This is a genomic window from Thauera sp. DNT-1 (assembly GCF_055393985.1).
The window spans coordinates 1,664,658-1,680,674 of sequence record NZ_AP043752.1; the positions used below are offsets into that span (position 1 = coordinate 1,664,658).

A 16,017-nucleotide genomic window follows, 5' to 3' on the forward strand; every position below is an offset into this window, starting at 1 on the left:
GCGCGCCGTCGGTGTGAAGGGCGGACGCCCTGCCGGGCGCGCGCATTTTGTCACAGTGCGGCCGGGTCGGCGATCGCGGCGGCGCAGCGCCTTCAAGGCCTGCCCGCCGCAGCCGCCCGGTGTCACCCCGACACGCGGCCCACGAGGCCCTCGCAATACATCCGCGCCGTACCTGCAGGACGGCGCCCAGGAACCACGATGAAGAACGCCGCCTCCTTCGCAATCCGCATCCTCACCGCAATCGCCATCGCCGCGGTGGTCGCCTTCGCGCAATACTGGATCTGGCAGCAGCTCAACCGCAGCACCGAGTTCATCGGCACCAACCAGAGCATCAAGGGCTTCGCCTACAACGGCTTCCAGCGCGACCAGAGCCCGCTCAAGGGGACCTACCCCACGCGCGCCGAACTCGCCTCCGACCTCGACCTGCTCGGACGCTACTCCGACGGCCTGCGCACCTACGGCGTCAACGACATGCCCGAGCTGCTCGATCTCGCCGGCGAGCGCGACATGCTGGTCACGGCCGGCGCCTGGATCGACGCCCGCCCCGAGTCCAACGCGCGCGAAGTCGCAGCCCTGATCGAGGCGGCACGCAAGATGCGCCACATCGAGCGCGTCATGGTCGGCAACGAGGCCATCCTGCGCGGCGACGTCACGGTCGACGAGCTCATCGTCTATCTCGACGAGGTGCGCAAGGCGATCCGCAAGCCGGTCTCGACCGCCGAGCCCTGGCACGTCTGGCTGCGCTATCCGGAACTCGCCAAGCACGTCGACTACATCACCGTGCACCTCCTGCCGTACCACGAGGGCCTGCCGGTGGACAAGGCGGTGGAGTACGCCTTCCAGCGCTACGACGAGGTCGCGCGCGCACACCCGCGCAAGAAGATCGTGGTCGGCGAAGTGGGCTGGCCGAGCCGCGGTCCGACCATCGACGCCGCCATCCCCTCGCTCGACAACCAGGCGCGCTTCGTGCGCGAGTTCCTCGCCCATCCGCGCACCGCACGCATCGACTACTTCCTGATGGAGGCGATCGACCAGCCGTGGAAGGTGGACGTCGAAGGCTGGGCCGGGCCCTACTGGGGCATGTTCAACGCCGACCGCGAGCCCAAGTACCAGCTCGAGGGCGTGGTCGAGCGCGACCCGCACTGGTCGCACAAGGCCAGCAACGCCGCCGCGCTCGCCTTCATCCCGATGATGCTCGCCGCCTTCTTCCTGCCCGGCTGGAGCATCGGCGGCCGCCTCTTCCTCGCCGCGCTGATCCAGGCCTGCATCTCGACGCTGATCATCGGCATCAACGTGCCGGTCGAGTACTACCTCACCCAGCGCGACCTCATCGGTCTGGTGCTGCTGATCGGTGCCACCTGCATGACCGCGGCGGTGCTGCTGTCGCACGGCTTCGAGTTCGGCGAGGTGCTCTTCAAGAAGAAATGGGCGCGCCGCTTCACCCCGCTGCCGCCGCACCCGCCCGAGCAGCAGCCCTTCGTGTCCATCCACCTGGCCTGCTACAACGAGCCGCCCGAGATGGTGATCGCCACCATCGACAGCCTGGCGCAGATGAATTACCAGAACTTCGAGGTCCTGATCCTCGACAACAACACCCGCGACGAGGCCCTGTGGAAGCCGCTCGAGCGCCGCTGCGCCGAGCTCGGTCCGCGCTTCCGCTTCTTCCACCTCGCCAACTGGCCCGGCTTCAAGGCCGGCGCGCTCAACTACGGCCTCAAGGTCACCGACCCGCGCGCCGAGGTGGTGGGTGTCGTCGACGCCGACTACGTGGTCGATCCCGACTGGCTGGCCTGCCTGGTGCCGCACTTCGACCAGCCCGAGGTCGCCGTCGTGCAGGCCCCGCAGGCCCACCGCGACTGGGAGGGCCAGCCCTTCAAGCGCATGTGCAACTGGGAGTTCGACGGCTTCTTCCGCATCGGCATGCACCACCGCAACGAGCGCAACGCGCTGATCCAGCACGGCACCATGACCATGGTGCGCCGGCGCGCACTCGAGGAGGTCGGCGGCTGGTCCGAGTGGTGCATCTGCGAGGACACCGAGCTCGGCCTGCGCCTGATCGAGAAGGGCTACGACACGCGTTACATCGACCATATCCTCGGCCGCGGCCTCACCCCCTCGGGCTTCGCCGCGATCAAGAGCCAGCGCTTCCGCTGGGCCTTCGGCGCGATGCAGATCCTCAAGGCCCACCTGCCCCACATGATCGGGCGCAGCACCCTCAACCTCGCCCAGCGCTACCACTTCCTCACCGGCTGGTTCGCCTGGCTGGGCGACGCGCTGCAGCTGGTGTTCGCCTTCGGCAGCCTGCTGTGGACCCTGGGCATCCTGCTCTTCCCCAAGGCCTTCGGCCTGCCGGTGGTGTCGCTCGCGCTGCCGATCTTCGGCTTCATGATCTTCAAGGCAGCGCTCGGCCCCATCCTCTATCGGCGCACGATGGACTGCCCGTGGAAGGACATCCTCGGCGCCTCAATCCTGTCGGTGGGCCTCGCCCACGCGATCGCGCGCGGCGTGTTCGCCGGCCTGGTGAAAAAGAAAGGCGTGTTCGTGGTGACGCCCAAGGGCTGGCGCGGCGGTGGCGCGCTGGCCTTCTTCAACCCCATCCGCGAGGAGATCGGCATGCTGGTCGCGCTGCTGATGGGCGCCGTCACCCTGGTCGCGCAGCGCGGCGCCAACAACCTCGAGACCCAGCTGTGGGTCGGCATCCTGTGCCTGCAGTGCATCCCCTACGTGGCCGCGATCCTGTGCCAGGTGGCGGCCTACATGCCGGAGCGTGGGGCCGCGGCCGGGGAAACGGCCGCGGCAGCGTGAGGAGTCGGGCGCCCGGTGTCGGGTGCAAAGTCGAAACCTCCCGCCGCTCGATCCTCGCCGGGCGGCGGGAAGGTCGGACGCCGTCCGGCCTTCTCCGCTCCAGACGCCTCACTCCTCACGCCACCGCAATCAACGCCGCCAGCACCAGCGCCGGATAGACCAGCACCGTCACCCCGGTTCCGCCCAGGATCATCACCCGCTGCGGCACGTGGCCGGTGCCGAAGACGATCGCGTTGGGCGGAGTGGCAACGGGGAGCATGAAGGCACACGAGGTGCCGACCGCGACCAGCACGGCGAGCGGCGCGCGCTCGACATGCGGGGCGAGACCGAGGAAGAGCGGGATCAGCAGGGCTGCACTCGCGGTGTTGCTGGTGACCTCGGTGAGCAGCAACGCGAACAGCACCATCAGCGCGATGCAGCCCCAGGCCGGCAGTGCGGCGAGCGGTCCACCGAGCTGGGTGGCGAGCCAGGCCGCCGCGCCGCTGGCCGCGAGCGCCTTGCTCAGCGTGAGCCCGCCGCCGAAGAGCAACAGCACGCCCCACTCGGTGCTGCGCTCCACGTCCTGCCAGCCCGCCAGCCGCAAGCCGTGCAGCAGCACGAGCGCGAACAGCGCCACCGCGGCGTCGTAGCCCTGGGCAAAGCCGAGCGCGGCGCCGAGGGGCGCGCCGAACACCCACAGCAGCACGGTGAAGCCGAAGAGTGCGAGCATCTTGCGCTGCGCCGGAGTCCATCCTCCGGGAGGCGGTGGCGGCGTCACCGCCACGTCGAGCCGCGGTCGCAGCACCAGGCGCAGACCGATCTCCATCAGCGGCATCATCACCAGCACCAGCGGCAGACCCCAGCTCATCCATTCGGCGAAATCCATGCCCACCGCTGCCGCGGCGATCGCGTTGGGCGGGCTGCCGACCAGGGTGCCGATGCCGCCGATGTTGGCGGAGAAGGCCACGCCGAGCAGCACGTACATCCAGGTGCGGCGATGTTCGTCGAGCGGCAGCGGGGCGAGCAGGCCAAGCGCCAGCGGCAGCATCATCGCCGCGGTCGCGGTGTTGCTGATCCACATCGACAGGAAGGCGGTCAACCAGAACAGCCAGCGCACCGCGCGCCCGAAGCTGGCCCCCGCGCGGCGCAGGACCTGGCCCGCCATCCAGCGGTCCAGCCCCTGGCGCTGCAGGCCGGCGGCGAGCGCGAAGCCGCCGAGGAAGAGGAAGACTACCGGGTCGGCGAATTGCAGCAAGGCCTCGGGAAAATCCAGCACTCCGCTCGCGGCGGCGAGCAGGGGCACCAGCAGCGCGGTCACGCTCACGTGCAGGGCTTCGGTCAGCCACAGCCAGGCGATCGTGGCGAGCAAAGCAAGCCCGGCTCCGGCGCGGTCCGGCAAACCCTCCAAGCCCCAGAGCAGGCCGAGGAAGAGTACGCCCGCGACGACTAGATTGAGGTTCCGCATCAATTGATCCACCCCTGCGCAGTGGCGCTATCGGCTCGAGCACACACCCGTACGTACGCGGCGTTGCACGCCGATCCGCGTCAGGCCTGCCACGCCGCCAGCCGGCGCGCCACCGGGGCCCAGTCCCAGCGCCCGTAGTCGGGCAGGCCGCCCGCCACCGGCGGCGGAATCTCGCCCTCGATCAGCGGACGCATGTAGTCGCAGGCCGCCGTGGTCACGTGCAGCCCGTCGGCGCGCACGAAACCGTCCGGCAGGCTGCGCTCGAGGTTGGCCACCGCGGCGGTGTCCACCGCGACCACATCCCAGCGGTAGGGCGCATCCTGCAGGCGGCGGATCGCGGGCATGGTCCCGCCCTGGCCGGCGAGCGCGTACTCCACCGCCACCCTTCCGACCGCTTCGGCCTGCGCGCGGTCGGTCGCCGACAGCCAGTGTCCGGCCGAGCGCTGCAGGTAGTCGGGGATCGCCCAGTGGAACTTGTAGCCGAGGCGCTCGTTGATCCGCCGCGCCACTGCCAGACCCGCGCCGCCGAGCTGGACGTAGCCGCGCGCATCGCGCGACTTCTCCATCAGCAGGCTGCCATCCGGTCGGCGGATGCCCTCCGCCACCGTCACCGCACAATAGCCCAGCCGTTCGACGATCTCGCGCACGCGGGCGAGGAAGGCCGCTTCGTCGAAGCGCGCCTCCGGTACCAGCACGATATGCGGGGCGCGGTCCGGGTCGCCCTGCGCGGCGAGCGCGGTGGCCGCGGCCAGCCAGCCGGTGTTGCGCCCCATCACCTCCATGACGAAGACGCTGCCCTTGCTGCCCACCATCGACGCGGTGTCCAGCCCCGCCTCCAGCATCGAAGTGGCGAGGTAGCGCGCGGCCGAGCCGAAGCCGGGACAGCAGTCGGTACCGACGATGTCGTTGTCCACCGTCTTGGGCACGCCCACGCACACCAGCGCATGGCCGCGCCGCGCGGCCTCGGCCTGGATGCGCGCGACCGCGTCCATCGAGCCGTTGCCGCCGTTGTAGAGCAGCCAGCCGATGTCGTGCGCGTCGAAAACCGCGAACAGCCGATCCATCGCCGCGCCGCCGTCGTCGTGCGGCAGATCGAAGCGGCAGGAGCCGAAGGCCCCGCCCGGGGTGCGCGCCAGGCGGACGAGCGCCGCCTCGTCCAGGCCGGCGGTATCGATCAGGGCCTCCTCGAGCACGCCGACGATGCCGCGCCACGCGGCGAACACCTTGCCGACCCGACCCGAGGCGCGCGCGGCCGCGACGACCGCCGCGGCGCTGGCGTTGATGACGGCGGTTACGCCACCGGAATGGGCATACAGGAGGTTCTGCTGGCGCATCGGCCGGGCCTCGTTCGAGCGTTGCCGCGCGCCGCGCCGGGCGGAGATTGCGGCGAGTTCAAAAGCACGCGCGGCCGTCGCCCCGTGGGGGGCGCGGCCGCGCCGGATGAGGCCGGGCATGCCCGGCCGGGGTGCTGCCTACTTCAGCGCCGCGAAGGCGTTCGCGGTGATCGCATCCACCGCGCCGAGGCCGGAGATCTTGCGCACCTTGGGCGCCTTGGCGTCGCCCGAGGCCGCCCACTTGCTGTAGTACTCGACCAGCGGCTTGGTCTGCGAGTGGTAGACGTCGAGGCGCTTCTTGACGGTTTCTTCCTTGTCGTCGTCGCGCTGCACCAGGTCTTCGCCGGTGACGTCGTCCTTGCCCGCGACCTTGGGCGGGTTGTACTTGACGTGGTAGGTGCGGCCCGAAGCCAGATGGGCGCGGCGCCCGCTCATGCGTTCGACGATTTCGGCGTCCGGCACGTCGATCTCGAGCACGAAGTCGATCGGCACGCCGGCGTCCTTCATCGCGTCGGCCTGCGGGATGGTGCGCGGGAAGCCGTCGAACATGTAGCCGGACTTGCAGTCTTCCTGCTGCAGGCGGTCCTTCACCAGGCCGATGATGATGTCGTCGGACACGAGGCCGCCGGCATCCATGACCTTCTTCGCCTCCAGGCCCAGCGGGGTGCCCGCCTTCACCGCGGCGCGCAGCATGTCGCCGGTGGAGATTTGCGGAATGCCGAACTTCTCCTTGATGAAGTTGGCTTGCGTACCCTTGCCGGCTCCCGGCGGTCCCAACAGAATCAGACGCATACTCCCTCCCGTGAATGGCCGGCCATCGAAAATGGCCGTTTCCTTATCGAATAAGCAGCCGAAACTTAACCGACGCGCGCCGGGTGGTCAAACCCCTCCGGCGGCGAAGATCGCGCGCACCCGCTCCAGGTCCTCCTGCGTGTCGACCCCGGCCGCCGGTGCCTGGGCGAGTTCGAGCACGCGGATGCGATAGCCGTGCCAGAGCGCGCGCAACTGCTCGAGCGCCTCCCAGTGCTCCAGCGGCGAGGGCGCGAGCGCCGCATAGCGGCGCAGGAAGCCGACGCGGTAGGCGTACAGGCCGACATGGCGCAGCACCGGCAGCCCTGCGGGCAGGTCGCGCGCACCGTCACCCCAGGCGTCGCGGGCCCAGGGGATGGGCGCGCGCGAGAAGTACAGCGCGCGCCCGGCGGCATCGCACACCACCTTGACCACGTTGGGGTTGAAGACCTCGACGGGATCGTGGATGGCGTGCGCGGCGGTGGCGATGGCAGCCTCGCCGTCGGCGGCGAGCGCGCGCGCCACCGCAGCGACGATCTCCGGGTCGATCAGCGGCTCGTCGCCCTGCACATTCACCACGATATCCTCGTCGGCCCAGCCGCGCGCGAGCGCGACCTCGGCGAGGCGGTCGGTGCCGCTCGGATGGTCCGGGCGCGTCATCACCACGGCACCGCCCGCAGCCTGCACGACCTCGCGCACGCCCTCGTGGTCGGTGGCGACCCAAGTCTCGCTGGCGCCGGCATGCCGCACGCGCTCGAGCACACGCACGATCATCGGCTTGCCGCCGATGTCGGCGAGCGGCTTGGCGGGCAGCCGGGTCGAGGCGTAGCGCGCAGGGACGACGATGCGGAAGTCGGTGGACATGCCGCCGCTCATTTGCGCAGGGCGTCGACTTCCTCGGCGCTCATGGCGCGCGCCTCCTCGTCCAGCATCACCGGGATGCCGTCGCGGATCGGATAGGCGAGGCGGTCGGCCTTGCACACCAGTTCCTGCTTGTCCTTCAGATAGTCGAGCGGCCCCTTGCACAGCGGGCAGACGAGGATTTCAAGCAGACGTGCGTCCATCTTCGAGTTTCTCCAGGATGCGTTCGGCGGCGCCGGAACCGATCTGCGCCCGCACCGGGTATTCCCAGCAGTCGGCAGGCGCGAAAGCCCGACATTTTACCGCATCCTTCGCGGTCATCAGGATCGGCGACGCGTCGCCGAAGACGAGATCGGCGGCGACGAAGCGATGATGATCGGGGAAGGCGTGGGCGACCACCTCCAGGCCGGCGGCGGCGAGCTGGTCGAAGAAGCGCTGCGGCCGGCCGATCCCGGCCACCGCGTGCACCCGGCGACCACGCAGCGCCGCGAGCGGGAGGCGACACGCAGGGTCGGCGAGCGCGACCACCTCTTCGCCGAAGAGCCGCATCGGAAACACCGGCACGCCGCCGATCGCCGCGCGCAGCTCGGCATCCAGCTCGCCGTGGGCCAGCACCAGATCGACTTCGGCGAGGCGCGCGAGCGGCTCGCGCAGCGGCCCGGCGGGCAGCAGCAGGCGGTTGCCCAGCGTGGCCGCGTCCACCACGGCGATCTCCAGGTCTCTTGCGAGATGGTAGTGCTGCATGCCGTCGTCGGCGATGAGCACGTCGCACTCGGGATGCAGGCGCAGCAGCGCGCGCGCAGCGGCGGGACGGTCCTGCCCCACCACCAGCGGGCAACCGGTAAGACGGGCGAGCAGCACCGGCTCGTCGCCATAGCGGCCGGGGTCGCCGTCTGCGGGCACAAGGGCGAGCCCGCCCTGCGCACTCGCCGTACCGCCATGGCCGCGGCTGACGATGCCGGGGTGGTGGCCAGCGACACGCAGCACCCCGGCCAGCCAGTCGACCACCGGCGTCTTGCCACTGCCGCCGACCGCGACGTTGCCGACCACGATCACCGGCACCGGCAGGCGCTGCGGCTGCGCGCGCGCGCGGCGGCGGCGGGCGAGGAAACCGAACAGCAGGGAGAGCGGACGCAAGGCCTGCGCGAGCAGGCCGCGACGCTGCCAGAACGCTGGGGCCTGCGCGGCCACGTTCAGTCTCCGGGGCGGCGCGGGCCGGAGGACCTCACTGCGCCGACGACTGGGTGGCGAAGGTGATGTGCGGCAGCCCCGCGCGCTGCGCGGCCTGCATCACGTCCACCACGCTCTGGTGCGGGGTGCGCGCGTCGGCGTTGATCACCACCACCGGCGGCGTGTCGCCGTCGGCCGGGGCCGACTTGCCGAGCGCGGCGGCGATCGCCTCGACGCTGCGCTCACCCACTGCCTGGCGATTCACCAGGACCTCGCCGGCGGCGGTCACCGCGACCACGATCTCGCGCGCCTCGGTCTCGCTGCCCTCGGCCTCGGCGGTGGGCAGCTTGATCTCCAGCCCGGAGACCTTGGAGAAGGTGGTGGTCAGCATCAGGAAGATGATGATCACCAACACCACGTCGATGAGCGGGATCAGGTTGATCTCGGGCTCGCCGTTGCGGCTGCCGCGACGGAAGTTCATCGCCCCTCCCTTACGCCCGGCGCTCGCCGTGGGAGACCTCGACGAGCTTGATCGCCTGCTGCTCCATGTCGATCACGAAGCTGTCGATCAGCGCGCGGAAGTGGCGCCAGAAAATCATCGCCGGAATGGCGATGATGAGGCCCAGCCCGGTCGTATACAGCGCGATCGAGATGCCCTGGGCGAGCTGGGCCGGGTTGGCGCCGCTCACGCCCTGCGAGGCGAAGATGTCGATCATGCCGATGATGGTGCCGAGCAGGCCCATCAGCGGGCTGATGGAGGCGATGGTGCCGAGCGTGGTGAGGAAGCGCTCGAGGTCGTGCACCACCGCGCGCCCGGTCTCCTCGATCGACTCCTTCATCACCTCGCGCGGGCTGTGCACGTTGCGCAGGCCGGCGGCGAGCACGCGGCCGAGCGGCGAGTGCGCCGCGACGCGCTCGGCCATCTCGGCCGAGGGCCCGATCTGGCGCAGATCGTCGAGGACCTTGTCGAGCAGCCCCGGTGGCACGATGCGCGAACGGCGCAGGGTGATCGAGCGCTCGATGATGAGCGCCACCGCGATGACCGACGCCAGAATCAGGGGCCAGATCGGCCAGCCAACGGCCTGGATGATCGCGAACACGCGGGCTCACCTCTCGATTGGAAAGGCGAGACTCTAGCGCCGCGCCCCCCGCCCGGCAAGCCGCATGCATCACGCTGCGCACGCGGGCACCGGGCATCCGCGGGCACGGGCATGGCCTGCGCACGAGGAGATCGGGAGCGCACGCGGCAATCCACAGAAGCTGTGGATAAGTTTGTGGACGATTTCGGAATCCTGCCCGCAAAGCCCGCAACGGCAGGCTTTCCCTCACTCCGATGCAAAATTGTGCAAGCCATCGAACCTTTACGAATCAATAACTTGCAGAATCACCCCTTATCGATCAAGGACTTGCAAACACACCCTTGACAAGGTCGAAAGCCTGTGGATTCCGCTACAATCCGGCCATGCCCGCGAACCCCCTCTTGCCTGCAAACGGCGCCGCGACGCCCGCCGCGCAGGTCCTCAGCGTCTCCGAACTCAACCGTATGGCGCGCGAGCTGCTCGAATCCGCGCTGCCCCTGATGTGGGTGGGCGGCGAGATCTCCAACCTCGTCCGCGCCGCCTCCGGCCATGTCTACTTCACCCTCAAGGACGCCTCCGCCCAGGTGCGCTGTGCGATGTGGCGCAACCGCGCGCAGCTGCTCGCCTTCCGCCCCGAGAATGGCATGCGCGTCGAGGCGCGCGCGCTCGTCACCCTGTACGAGGCGCGCGGCGACTACCAACTGAGCGTCGAGGCGCTGCGCCCGGCCGGCATCGGCAGCCTGTTCGAGGCCTTCAACCGGCTCAAGGCCAAGCTCGCCGCCGAAGGCCTCTTCGACGAGGCCGGCCGGCGCGCGCTGCCGCGCTACCCGCGCGCGCTCGGTATCGTCACCTCGCCGCAGGCCGCCGCGCTGCGCGACGTGCTGGTGACGCTGCGCCGGCGCGCGCCGCATCTGCCGGTGGTGCTCTACCCCGCGCCGGTGCAGGGCGCCGACGCTCCCGCGCGCCTGCTCGAGGCGGTCCGCTGCGCCGGCCGGCGCGCCGCCGAAGATGGCGTCGATGTGCTGCTGCTGGTGCGTGGCGGCGGCAGCATCGAGGACCTGTGGGCATTCAACGACGAAGCCCTGGCGCGTACCCTGCGCGCCTGCCCGCTGCCGGTGGTGTGCGGCGTGGGCCACGAGACCGACTTCACCATCGCCGACTTCGCCGCCGACCTGCGCGCACCCACGCCGAGCGGCGCCGCCGAGCTCGCCAGCGCCGGCTGGTACGCTGCGCGCGCCGAACTCGCAGTGCTCGAACCGCGCCTGCGCCGCGCCGTCGAGCGCCGCTTCGGCGAGCTCGCGCAGCGCCTGGACCGCGCCGCGCTGCGCCTGGTGCATCCACGCGAACGCCTGCGTCGCGAGCGCGACACGCTGGCGCGCCTGGGCGAGCGCCTGCACCACGCCGCCGCGCGTCGGCTCGAGGCCGCCGACCTGCGCGCCACCCGCGCCGGGCTTCGCCTGCGTGCCGCAGCGCCGCGTCCGCAAGCGCTCGCCGCGCGCGTCGACATGCTCGGTGGGCGCCTCGCGCGCGCAGCCACCCGCCTGCTGGAAGCCCGCAGCCAGCGCCTCGACGCCCTCGCCGCCCACCTTCAGCATCTCGCGCCACAGGCGGTACTGGCGCGCGGCTATGCCATCGCCCGTGACAAGCAAGGCCGCGTCCTGCGCAGCGCCGCCGGCATCCCCGAGGGCGCCGCGGTGAGCGTGCAGCTCGCGGACGGCCGCCTCGACACCCGGGTCATCGGCCACGGGAAGGCCTGAGCGCACGGGTTCCGCAAATCCCCCGCATGGGCTTACCATGCGGGAAGCAAGCTTGTTCGGGGTCTAAATCCAGACTAAAATAGTCCGGCTTCTACCCCCGACCCGAACACAGACAGACCAACAACGGAGATCACGCATGGAACACACCCTGCCCGCCCTGCCCTATGCCAAGGACGCCCTCGCCCCGCACATCTCGGCCGAGACCCTGGAGTTCCACTACGGCAAGCACCACCAGGCCTACGTCACCAACCTGAACAACCTGATCAAGGGCACCGAGTACGAGAACCTCGACCTCGAAGCCATCGTCAAGAAGGCCCCCGCCGGCGGCGTGTATAACAACTCCGCGCAGGTGTGGAACCACACCTTCTTCTGGAACAGCATGAAGCCCAACGGCGGCGGCGAGCCCAGCGGCGCGCTGGCCGACGCGATCAAGGCCAAGTGGGGCTCCTTCGACGACTTCAAGAAGGCCTTCCAGGCCTCCGCAGTCGGCAACTTCGGTTCCGCCTGGACCTGGCTGGTCAAGAAGGCCGACGGCTCGGTCGACATCGTCAACATGGGCGCCGCCGGCACCCCCCTGACCACCGGCGACAAGGCCCTGCTCTGTATCGACGTGTGGGAACACGCCTACTACATCGATTACCGCAACCGTCGTCCGGACTTCGTCGCCACCTTCCTCGACAAGCTGGCCAACTGGGACTTCGCGGCGAAGAACTTCGCCTGATTCCCGGAGCCGGCCCGCGGCCGGCCGAGCTGGATGCGAAAGCGACCCGCGTGGTCGCTTTCGTGCTTTATGGCCGGTACGAGCGTCGGCGCGCGCGCGCAGCCCCCTGCGCGTCGGCGAGGCACCACCGACGAGACACGAGATGCTCGAGATCCTCTACCGCGACGACTGGCTGGTTGCGATCCACAAGCCCTCCGGCCTGCTCGTGCACCGCAGCCCGATTGCCGCGCACGAGGAACGCTTCGCGGTGCAGCTGCTGCGCGACCAGCTCGGCCGCCGCGTGTATCCCGCCCACCGGCTGGATCGCGGCACCTCGGGCGTGCTGCTGTTCGCGCTCGATCGCGAGGTGGCGCGCACGCTCGCGCAGCGTTTCGAGGCGCAGGCGGTCGACAAGCGCTACCTGGCGGTCGTGCGCGGGCATCCGCCCGAGCACGGCGTGATCGAGCACGCGCTGGTACGCCGACTCGATGCGGTCGAAGTGCGCAGCGGCAAGGGCGCCGGGGCCCGCGACGCGCTGCCCGAGGATGTCGACGACAGTGATTCGCCAGAGGCTGCCGAGCCGGTCGCCCAGCCCGCGCGCACCCGCTTCCGCCGCCTCGCCACGGTCGAGCTGCCGCACGCGGTGGACCGCTACCCCAGCAGCCGCTACGCGCTCGTCGAGCTCCTCCCCGAGACCGGCCGCCGCCATCAGCTGCGCCGCCACCTCAAGCACATCGCCCACCCGATCATCGGCGACGCCACCTACGGCAAGGGCCGCCATAACCGCCTGTTCCAGGCGCTCTTCGGCAGCCACCGCCTGCTGCTCGCGTGCACGCGGCTGGCGCTGGCGCATCCGGTGACGGAGCGCCCGCTGGAGATCGTGGCGCCGGTGGCGGAGGATTTTGCCGCAGTGCTCGCGGCGCTCGGCTGGCAGACGGCACAGCGCAGCACTTTCGAGGCAGAATCCAGGCTTTCCGCCGCCCGCGGGCCCGCGCCCGAGCGGCCCCGTTCCCACGACACTCCAGGTAGAACGATGAACCCGCTGCTCCAGGTACGCCAGCACGGCCAGCAGATCTGGCTTGACAACCTCTCCCGCACCCTGCTCGAGGAAGGCCACCTCGCCCGCTTCGTCGCCGACGACGGCGTCGCCGGCGTGACCACCAACCCGGCGATCTTCCACAAGGCGATTTCCGGCGGGCGTTATTACGAGGACGATCTCGCCGCGCTCAAGCAGCAGCCGCTGAGCGCCGAGGCGCGCTACGAGGCCCTGGTGATCCCCGACGTGCAGCGCGCCTGCGACCTGCTCGCACCCCTGCATCGGGACAGCGGCGGCAGCGCCGGCTACGTCAGCCTGGAAGTCTCGCCCGCGCTCGCCCACGACGCCGACGGTACCGTGGCCGCCGGCCTGCGCCTGAAGGCCGCGGTCGACCGCCCCAACCTGCTGATCAAGGTGCCCGCCACGCCGGCGGGCCTGGTCGCCATCGAGCGCCTGATCGGCGAGGGCGTCAGCGTCAACGTCACGCTGATGTTCTCGCTCGCGCACTGCGAGGGGGTGGCCGAGGCCTACCTGCGCGGGCTCGCGCGTCTGCGCGCGGCGGGCGGAGACGTCGCGGGCGTGATGTCGGTGGCGAGCCTGTTCCTGTCGCGGGTCGACACCCTGGTGGACAAGCTGCTGGAAGAGCGCGGCGGCGACCTGCCGGCGCTGCGCGGCCGCACCGCGGTGGCGATGGCACGGCTGGCCTACGAGGCCTACCAGGAGCGCTTCCACGGCGCCGGCTTCGAGGACCTGGCCGCGGCGGGCGCACGTCCGCAGTACATGTTGTGGGCAAGCACCGGCACCAAGAACCCGGCCTACAGCGACCTGCTCTACGTCGAGCCGCTGATCGGTGCCGAGACCATCAACACCCTGCCCGACGCCACGCTCGACGCCCTGCGCGACCACGGCCGCGTGGCCTCGACGCTGGAACAGGATGTCGAGCAGGCCGCCGCCCACTTCACCGCGCTCGCGGCCGCCGGCATCGACCTCGTGGCCGTGGGCGAGCGCCTGCAGCAGGAAGGCGTGGCGCAGTTCGAGCAGGCCTTCGCAGGGCTGCTCGAACTCACCGCCTGAGTTGCCACCTCGCTCGCCAGCCGAGCACGACCGGGGCGGCGGCTACGCCGCCTCGAACAGCGTCGAGCGCGACACGCTGCGCCGATCGCCGGCCGACTCGAGCAGCTCCTTCATGTCGAGGATCAGCACGATCTGGCCGTTGGCGAGCGTGGTCACCCCGGCCACGCCCTTCGGTCGGAAGACCTCGAGCGACTTGATCACCGCGTCCTCGCGCCCGGCGAAGCTGTCGATCGCGAGAATGAACACCGCGGCGCCCGACTGCATCACCACGCCATACTGCGGCACCGCCTCGCGCGGCCAGCCGAGCAGCGCGGACAGCGGCACGATCGGCAGCACCTCGCCGCGCACCACCATGGTGGCCTTGCCACCGACGTCCTGGATGCCGCCCGGCTCGATCGGCAGGATCTCGCGCACCATCGACAGCGGCACGGCGAAGGGCTGATCGCCGAGGCGCACCAGCAGCACCGGCAGGATCGCCAGGGTCAGCGGCAGGTGGATCAGCAGCGTGGTGCCCTTGCCGAGCTGGGACTGGATCTCGATGCTGCCGTTGAGTTTCTGGATGTTGGTGCGCACCACGTCCATGCCGACGCCGCGGCCGGACACGTCCGACACCTTCTCGGCGGTGGAAAACCCGGGCAGGAAGATGAGGTCGTAGCTCTGGCGCTCATCGAGCGTGCTCGCCTCCTCGGCGGTGATCACGCCTTGCGCGAGCGCCTTCGCGCGCAGCCTCTCGGGATCCATGCCGCGGCCGTCGTCGGCCACGGTGATCACGATGTGGTCGCCCTCCTGGCGTGCCTCCAGGCGCAGCACCGACTTGGCCGGCTTGCCGGCGGCGGCGCGCCGGGCGGGATCCTCGATGCCGTGATCCACCGCGTTGCGGATGAGGTGGATGATCGGGTCGGAGAGATCCTCGACCATGGTCTTGTCGATCTCGGTGTCCTCACCGACCAACGCCAGCTCGACCTCCTTGCCGAGGTTGCGCGCGAGATCGCGGGCGATGCGCGGGTACTTGTGGAAGAGCCGGCCAATCGGCTGCATGCGCGTCTTCATCACCGCGTTCTGCAGATCGGAGACGAGCAGGTCGAGCTGGCTCACCGCCAGGTCGAGCGCCTGCAGGGTCTCGGTGTCGGTGCGGCCGGCAAGGATGTCGCTGCGCAGCGCGTTGAGCCGGTTCTTGGTGAGGCCGATCTCGCCCGAGAGGTTGAGCACCTGATCGAGGCGGGCGGTGTCCACCCGGATCGAGTTGTCGCGCTGACGCTCGCCCTCGCGCCGACCGACCGGCGCGCCGGCACCGGGCACGTCGCTGGCGCGGCGGCCGAAGGCGGCGGCGACCACCGGGTCGGCAGCCGCCGCGGCGGCGGCGGGCACGAGCGCGGGAAGCGGCGCGGGCCGCGGGATCGCGGGCGCCGCGACGGGCGCTCCGGCCGGCGCGGTCGCGCCGGTGACCGCAGCATACAAGGCATCCCAGTCGGGCCCGCCCGGCCGCGGCAGGACCACCCCGGCGGGCCGCACCTCGGCGGCGGGCGCGACGGGTGCCCCCGCGGCGGCTGCCGCCGGTCGCCCGGCGCACGCGGCGCGCAGCGCCTCGAGCAGGTCGGGCGCAGCCGGCCCCGGACGGTTGCCGCGGCCGAGATCGACAAACATGTCGCGCACCGCGCCGGTCGCCGACAGGATCACGTCCATGCGCTCGGGGGTGACCTCGAGCTCGTGCTTGCGCAGGCGATCGAATAGGCTCTCGGTGAGGTGGCACAGGGTCACCAGCTCGGCCGCCCCGAGGAAGCCCGCGCCGCCCTTGATGGTGTGGAAGCCACGGAAGATGTCGTTGAGCAGGCCGGGGTCATCCGGGCTGTGCTCGAGTTCGACGAGCTTGTTGTCGACGTCGGACAGCAGGTCGCCGGCTTCGACGAGGAAGTCCTGCAGCAGATCCTCCATCCCGGCAAAATCACTCACGGCTTGCTCCTGGTTGCG

General features: G+C 70.6%; 13 protein-coding genes and 1 pseudogene. 5 read left to right on the forward strand and 9 right to left on the reverse strand.

Annotated features, from left to right (window positions below; genetic code table 11):
* Window positions 1-198: 198 nt before the first annotated feature.
* On the forward strand, window positions 199-2,805 hold the full coding sequence (locus ACZ5PP_RS07685) for a glycosyltransferase family 2 protein (protein ID WP_004312594.1): 2,607 nt from the start codon (window positions 199-201) through the stop codon (window positions 2,803-2,805).
* Window positions 2,806-2,920: 115 nt separating this feature from the next.
* Here ACZ5PP_RS07685 and ACZ5PP_RS07690 read toward each other — a convergent pair whose 3' ends face one another.
* The 8 genes from ACZ5PP_RS07690 to ACZ5PP_RS07725 form a co-directional block, all read right to left on the reverse strand.
* Window positions 2,921-4,249, reverse strand: coding sequence for an SLC13 family permease (locus tag ACZ5PP_RS07690; protein WP_004312596.1), 1,329 nt, complete (start codon window positions 4,247-4,249; stop codon window positions 2,921-2,923).
* A gap of 80 nt (window positions 4,250-4,329) precedes the next feature.
* Window positions 4,330-5,583, reverse strand: coding sequence for a 6-phosphofructokinase (locus tag ACZ5PP_RS07695; protein ID WP_004312599.1), 1,254 nt, complete (start codon window positions 5,581-5,583; stop codon window positions 4,330-4,332).
* 138 nt (window positions 5,584-5,721) lie between these two features.
* On the reverse strand, window positions 5,722-6,375 hold the full coding sequence (gene adk / locus ACZ5PP_RS07700) for an adenylate kinase (protein ID WP_004312600.1): 654 nt from the start codon (window positions 6,373-6,375) through the stop codon (window positions 5,722-5,724).
* 87 nt (window positions 6,376-6,462) lie between these two features.
* On the reverse strand, window positions 6,463-7,248 hold the full coding sequence (gene kdsB, locus ACZ5PP_RS07705) for a 3-deoxy-manno-octulosonate cytidylyltransferase (protein WP_004312603.1): 786 nt from the start codon (window positions 7,246-7,248) through the stop codon (window positions 6,463-6,465).
* Window positions 7,245-7,436 carry a Trm112 family protein gene (locus ACZ5PP_RS07710; RefSeq protein WP_004312605.1) on the reverse strand — a complete coding sequence of 64 codons (192 nt, stop codon included), beginning with the start codon at window positions 7,434-7,436 and terminating at the stop codon, window positions 7,245-7,247. The genes kdsB and ACZ5PP_RS07710 overlap by 4 nt, the downstream gene beginning before the upstream one ends.
* Window positions 7,417-8,424, reverse strand: coding sequence for a tetraacyldisaccharide 4'-kinase (gene lpxK, locus ACZ5PP_RS07715; RefSeq protein ID WP_464826938.1), 1,008 nt, complete (start codon window positions 8,422-8,424; stop codon window positions 7,417-7,419). The genes ACZ5PP_RS07710 and lpxK overlap by 20 nt, the downstream gene beginning before the upstream one ends.
* A 34-nt stretch (window positions 8,425-8,458) precedes the next feature.
* A complete protein-coding gene (locus ACZ5PP_RS07720) occupies window positions 8,459-8,884 on the reverse strand; it encodes an ExbD/TolR family protein (RefSeq protein ID WP_004312609.1) in 426 nt (141 codons plus the stop codon).
* A 10-nt stretch (window positions 8,885-8,894) separates the two neighbouring features.
* Window positions 8,895-9,503: a MotA/TolQ/ExbB proton channel family protein gene (locus ACZ5PP_RS07725; RefSeq protein ID WP_004312611.1), complete on the reverse strand. Its 609-nt coding sequence runs from the start codon at window positions 9,501-9,503 to the stop codon at window positions 8,895-8,897.
* Between the two features lie 362 nt (window positions 9,504-9,865).
* Here ACZ5PP_RS07725 and xseA point away from each other — a divergent pair, with 362 nt between their 5' ends.
* The 4 genes and pseudogenes from xseA to tal all read left to right on the forward strand — a co-directional run bounded on the left by xseA (window position 9,866) and on the right by tal (window position 14,049).
* Window positions 9,866-11,239: an exodeoxyribonuclease VII large subunit gene (xseA, locus tag ACZ5PP_RS07730; RefSeq protein WP_052484482.1), complete on the forward strand. Its 1,374-nt coding sequence runs from the start codon at window positions 9,866-9,868 to the stop codon at window positions 11,237-11,239.
* A 136-nt stretch (window positions 11,240-11,375) separates the two neighbouring features.
* On the forward strand, window positions 11,376-11,960 hold the full coding sequence (locus tag ACZ5PP_RS07735) for a superoxide dismutase (protein ID WP_004326425.1): 585 nt from the start codon (window positions 11,376-11,378) through the stop codon (window positions 11,958-11,960).
* Between the two features lie 142 nt (window positions 11,961-12,102).
* Window positions 12,103-12,612, forward strand: a pseudogene (locus ACZ5PP_RS07740) (pseudouridine synthase); the annotation flags it as partial.
* A 360-nt stretch (window positions 12,613-12,972) separates the two neighbouring features.
* Window positions 12,973-14,049 carry a transaldolase gene (gene tal / locus ACZ5PP_RS07745; RefSeq protein ID WP_043743941.1) on the forward strand — a complete coding sequence of 359 codons (1,077 nt, stop codon included), beginning with the start codon at window positions 12,973-12,975 and terminating at the stop codon, window positions 14,047-14,049.
* Window positions 14,050-14,091: 42 nt separating this feature from the next.
* Here the strand turns inward: tal and ACZ5PP_RS07750 are convergent, their stop codons facing one another.
* Complete coding sequence (locus tag ACZ5PP_RS07750) at window positions 14,092-15,999, reverse strand: chemotaxis protein CheA (RefSeq protein ID WP_012585868.1); 1,908 nt, start codon at window positions 15,997-15,999, stop codon at window positions 14,092-14,094.
* Window positions 16,000-16,017 lie beyond the last annotated feature (18 nt).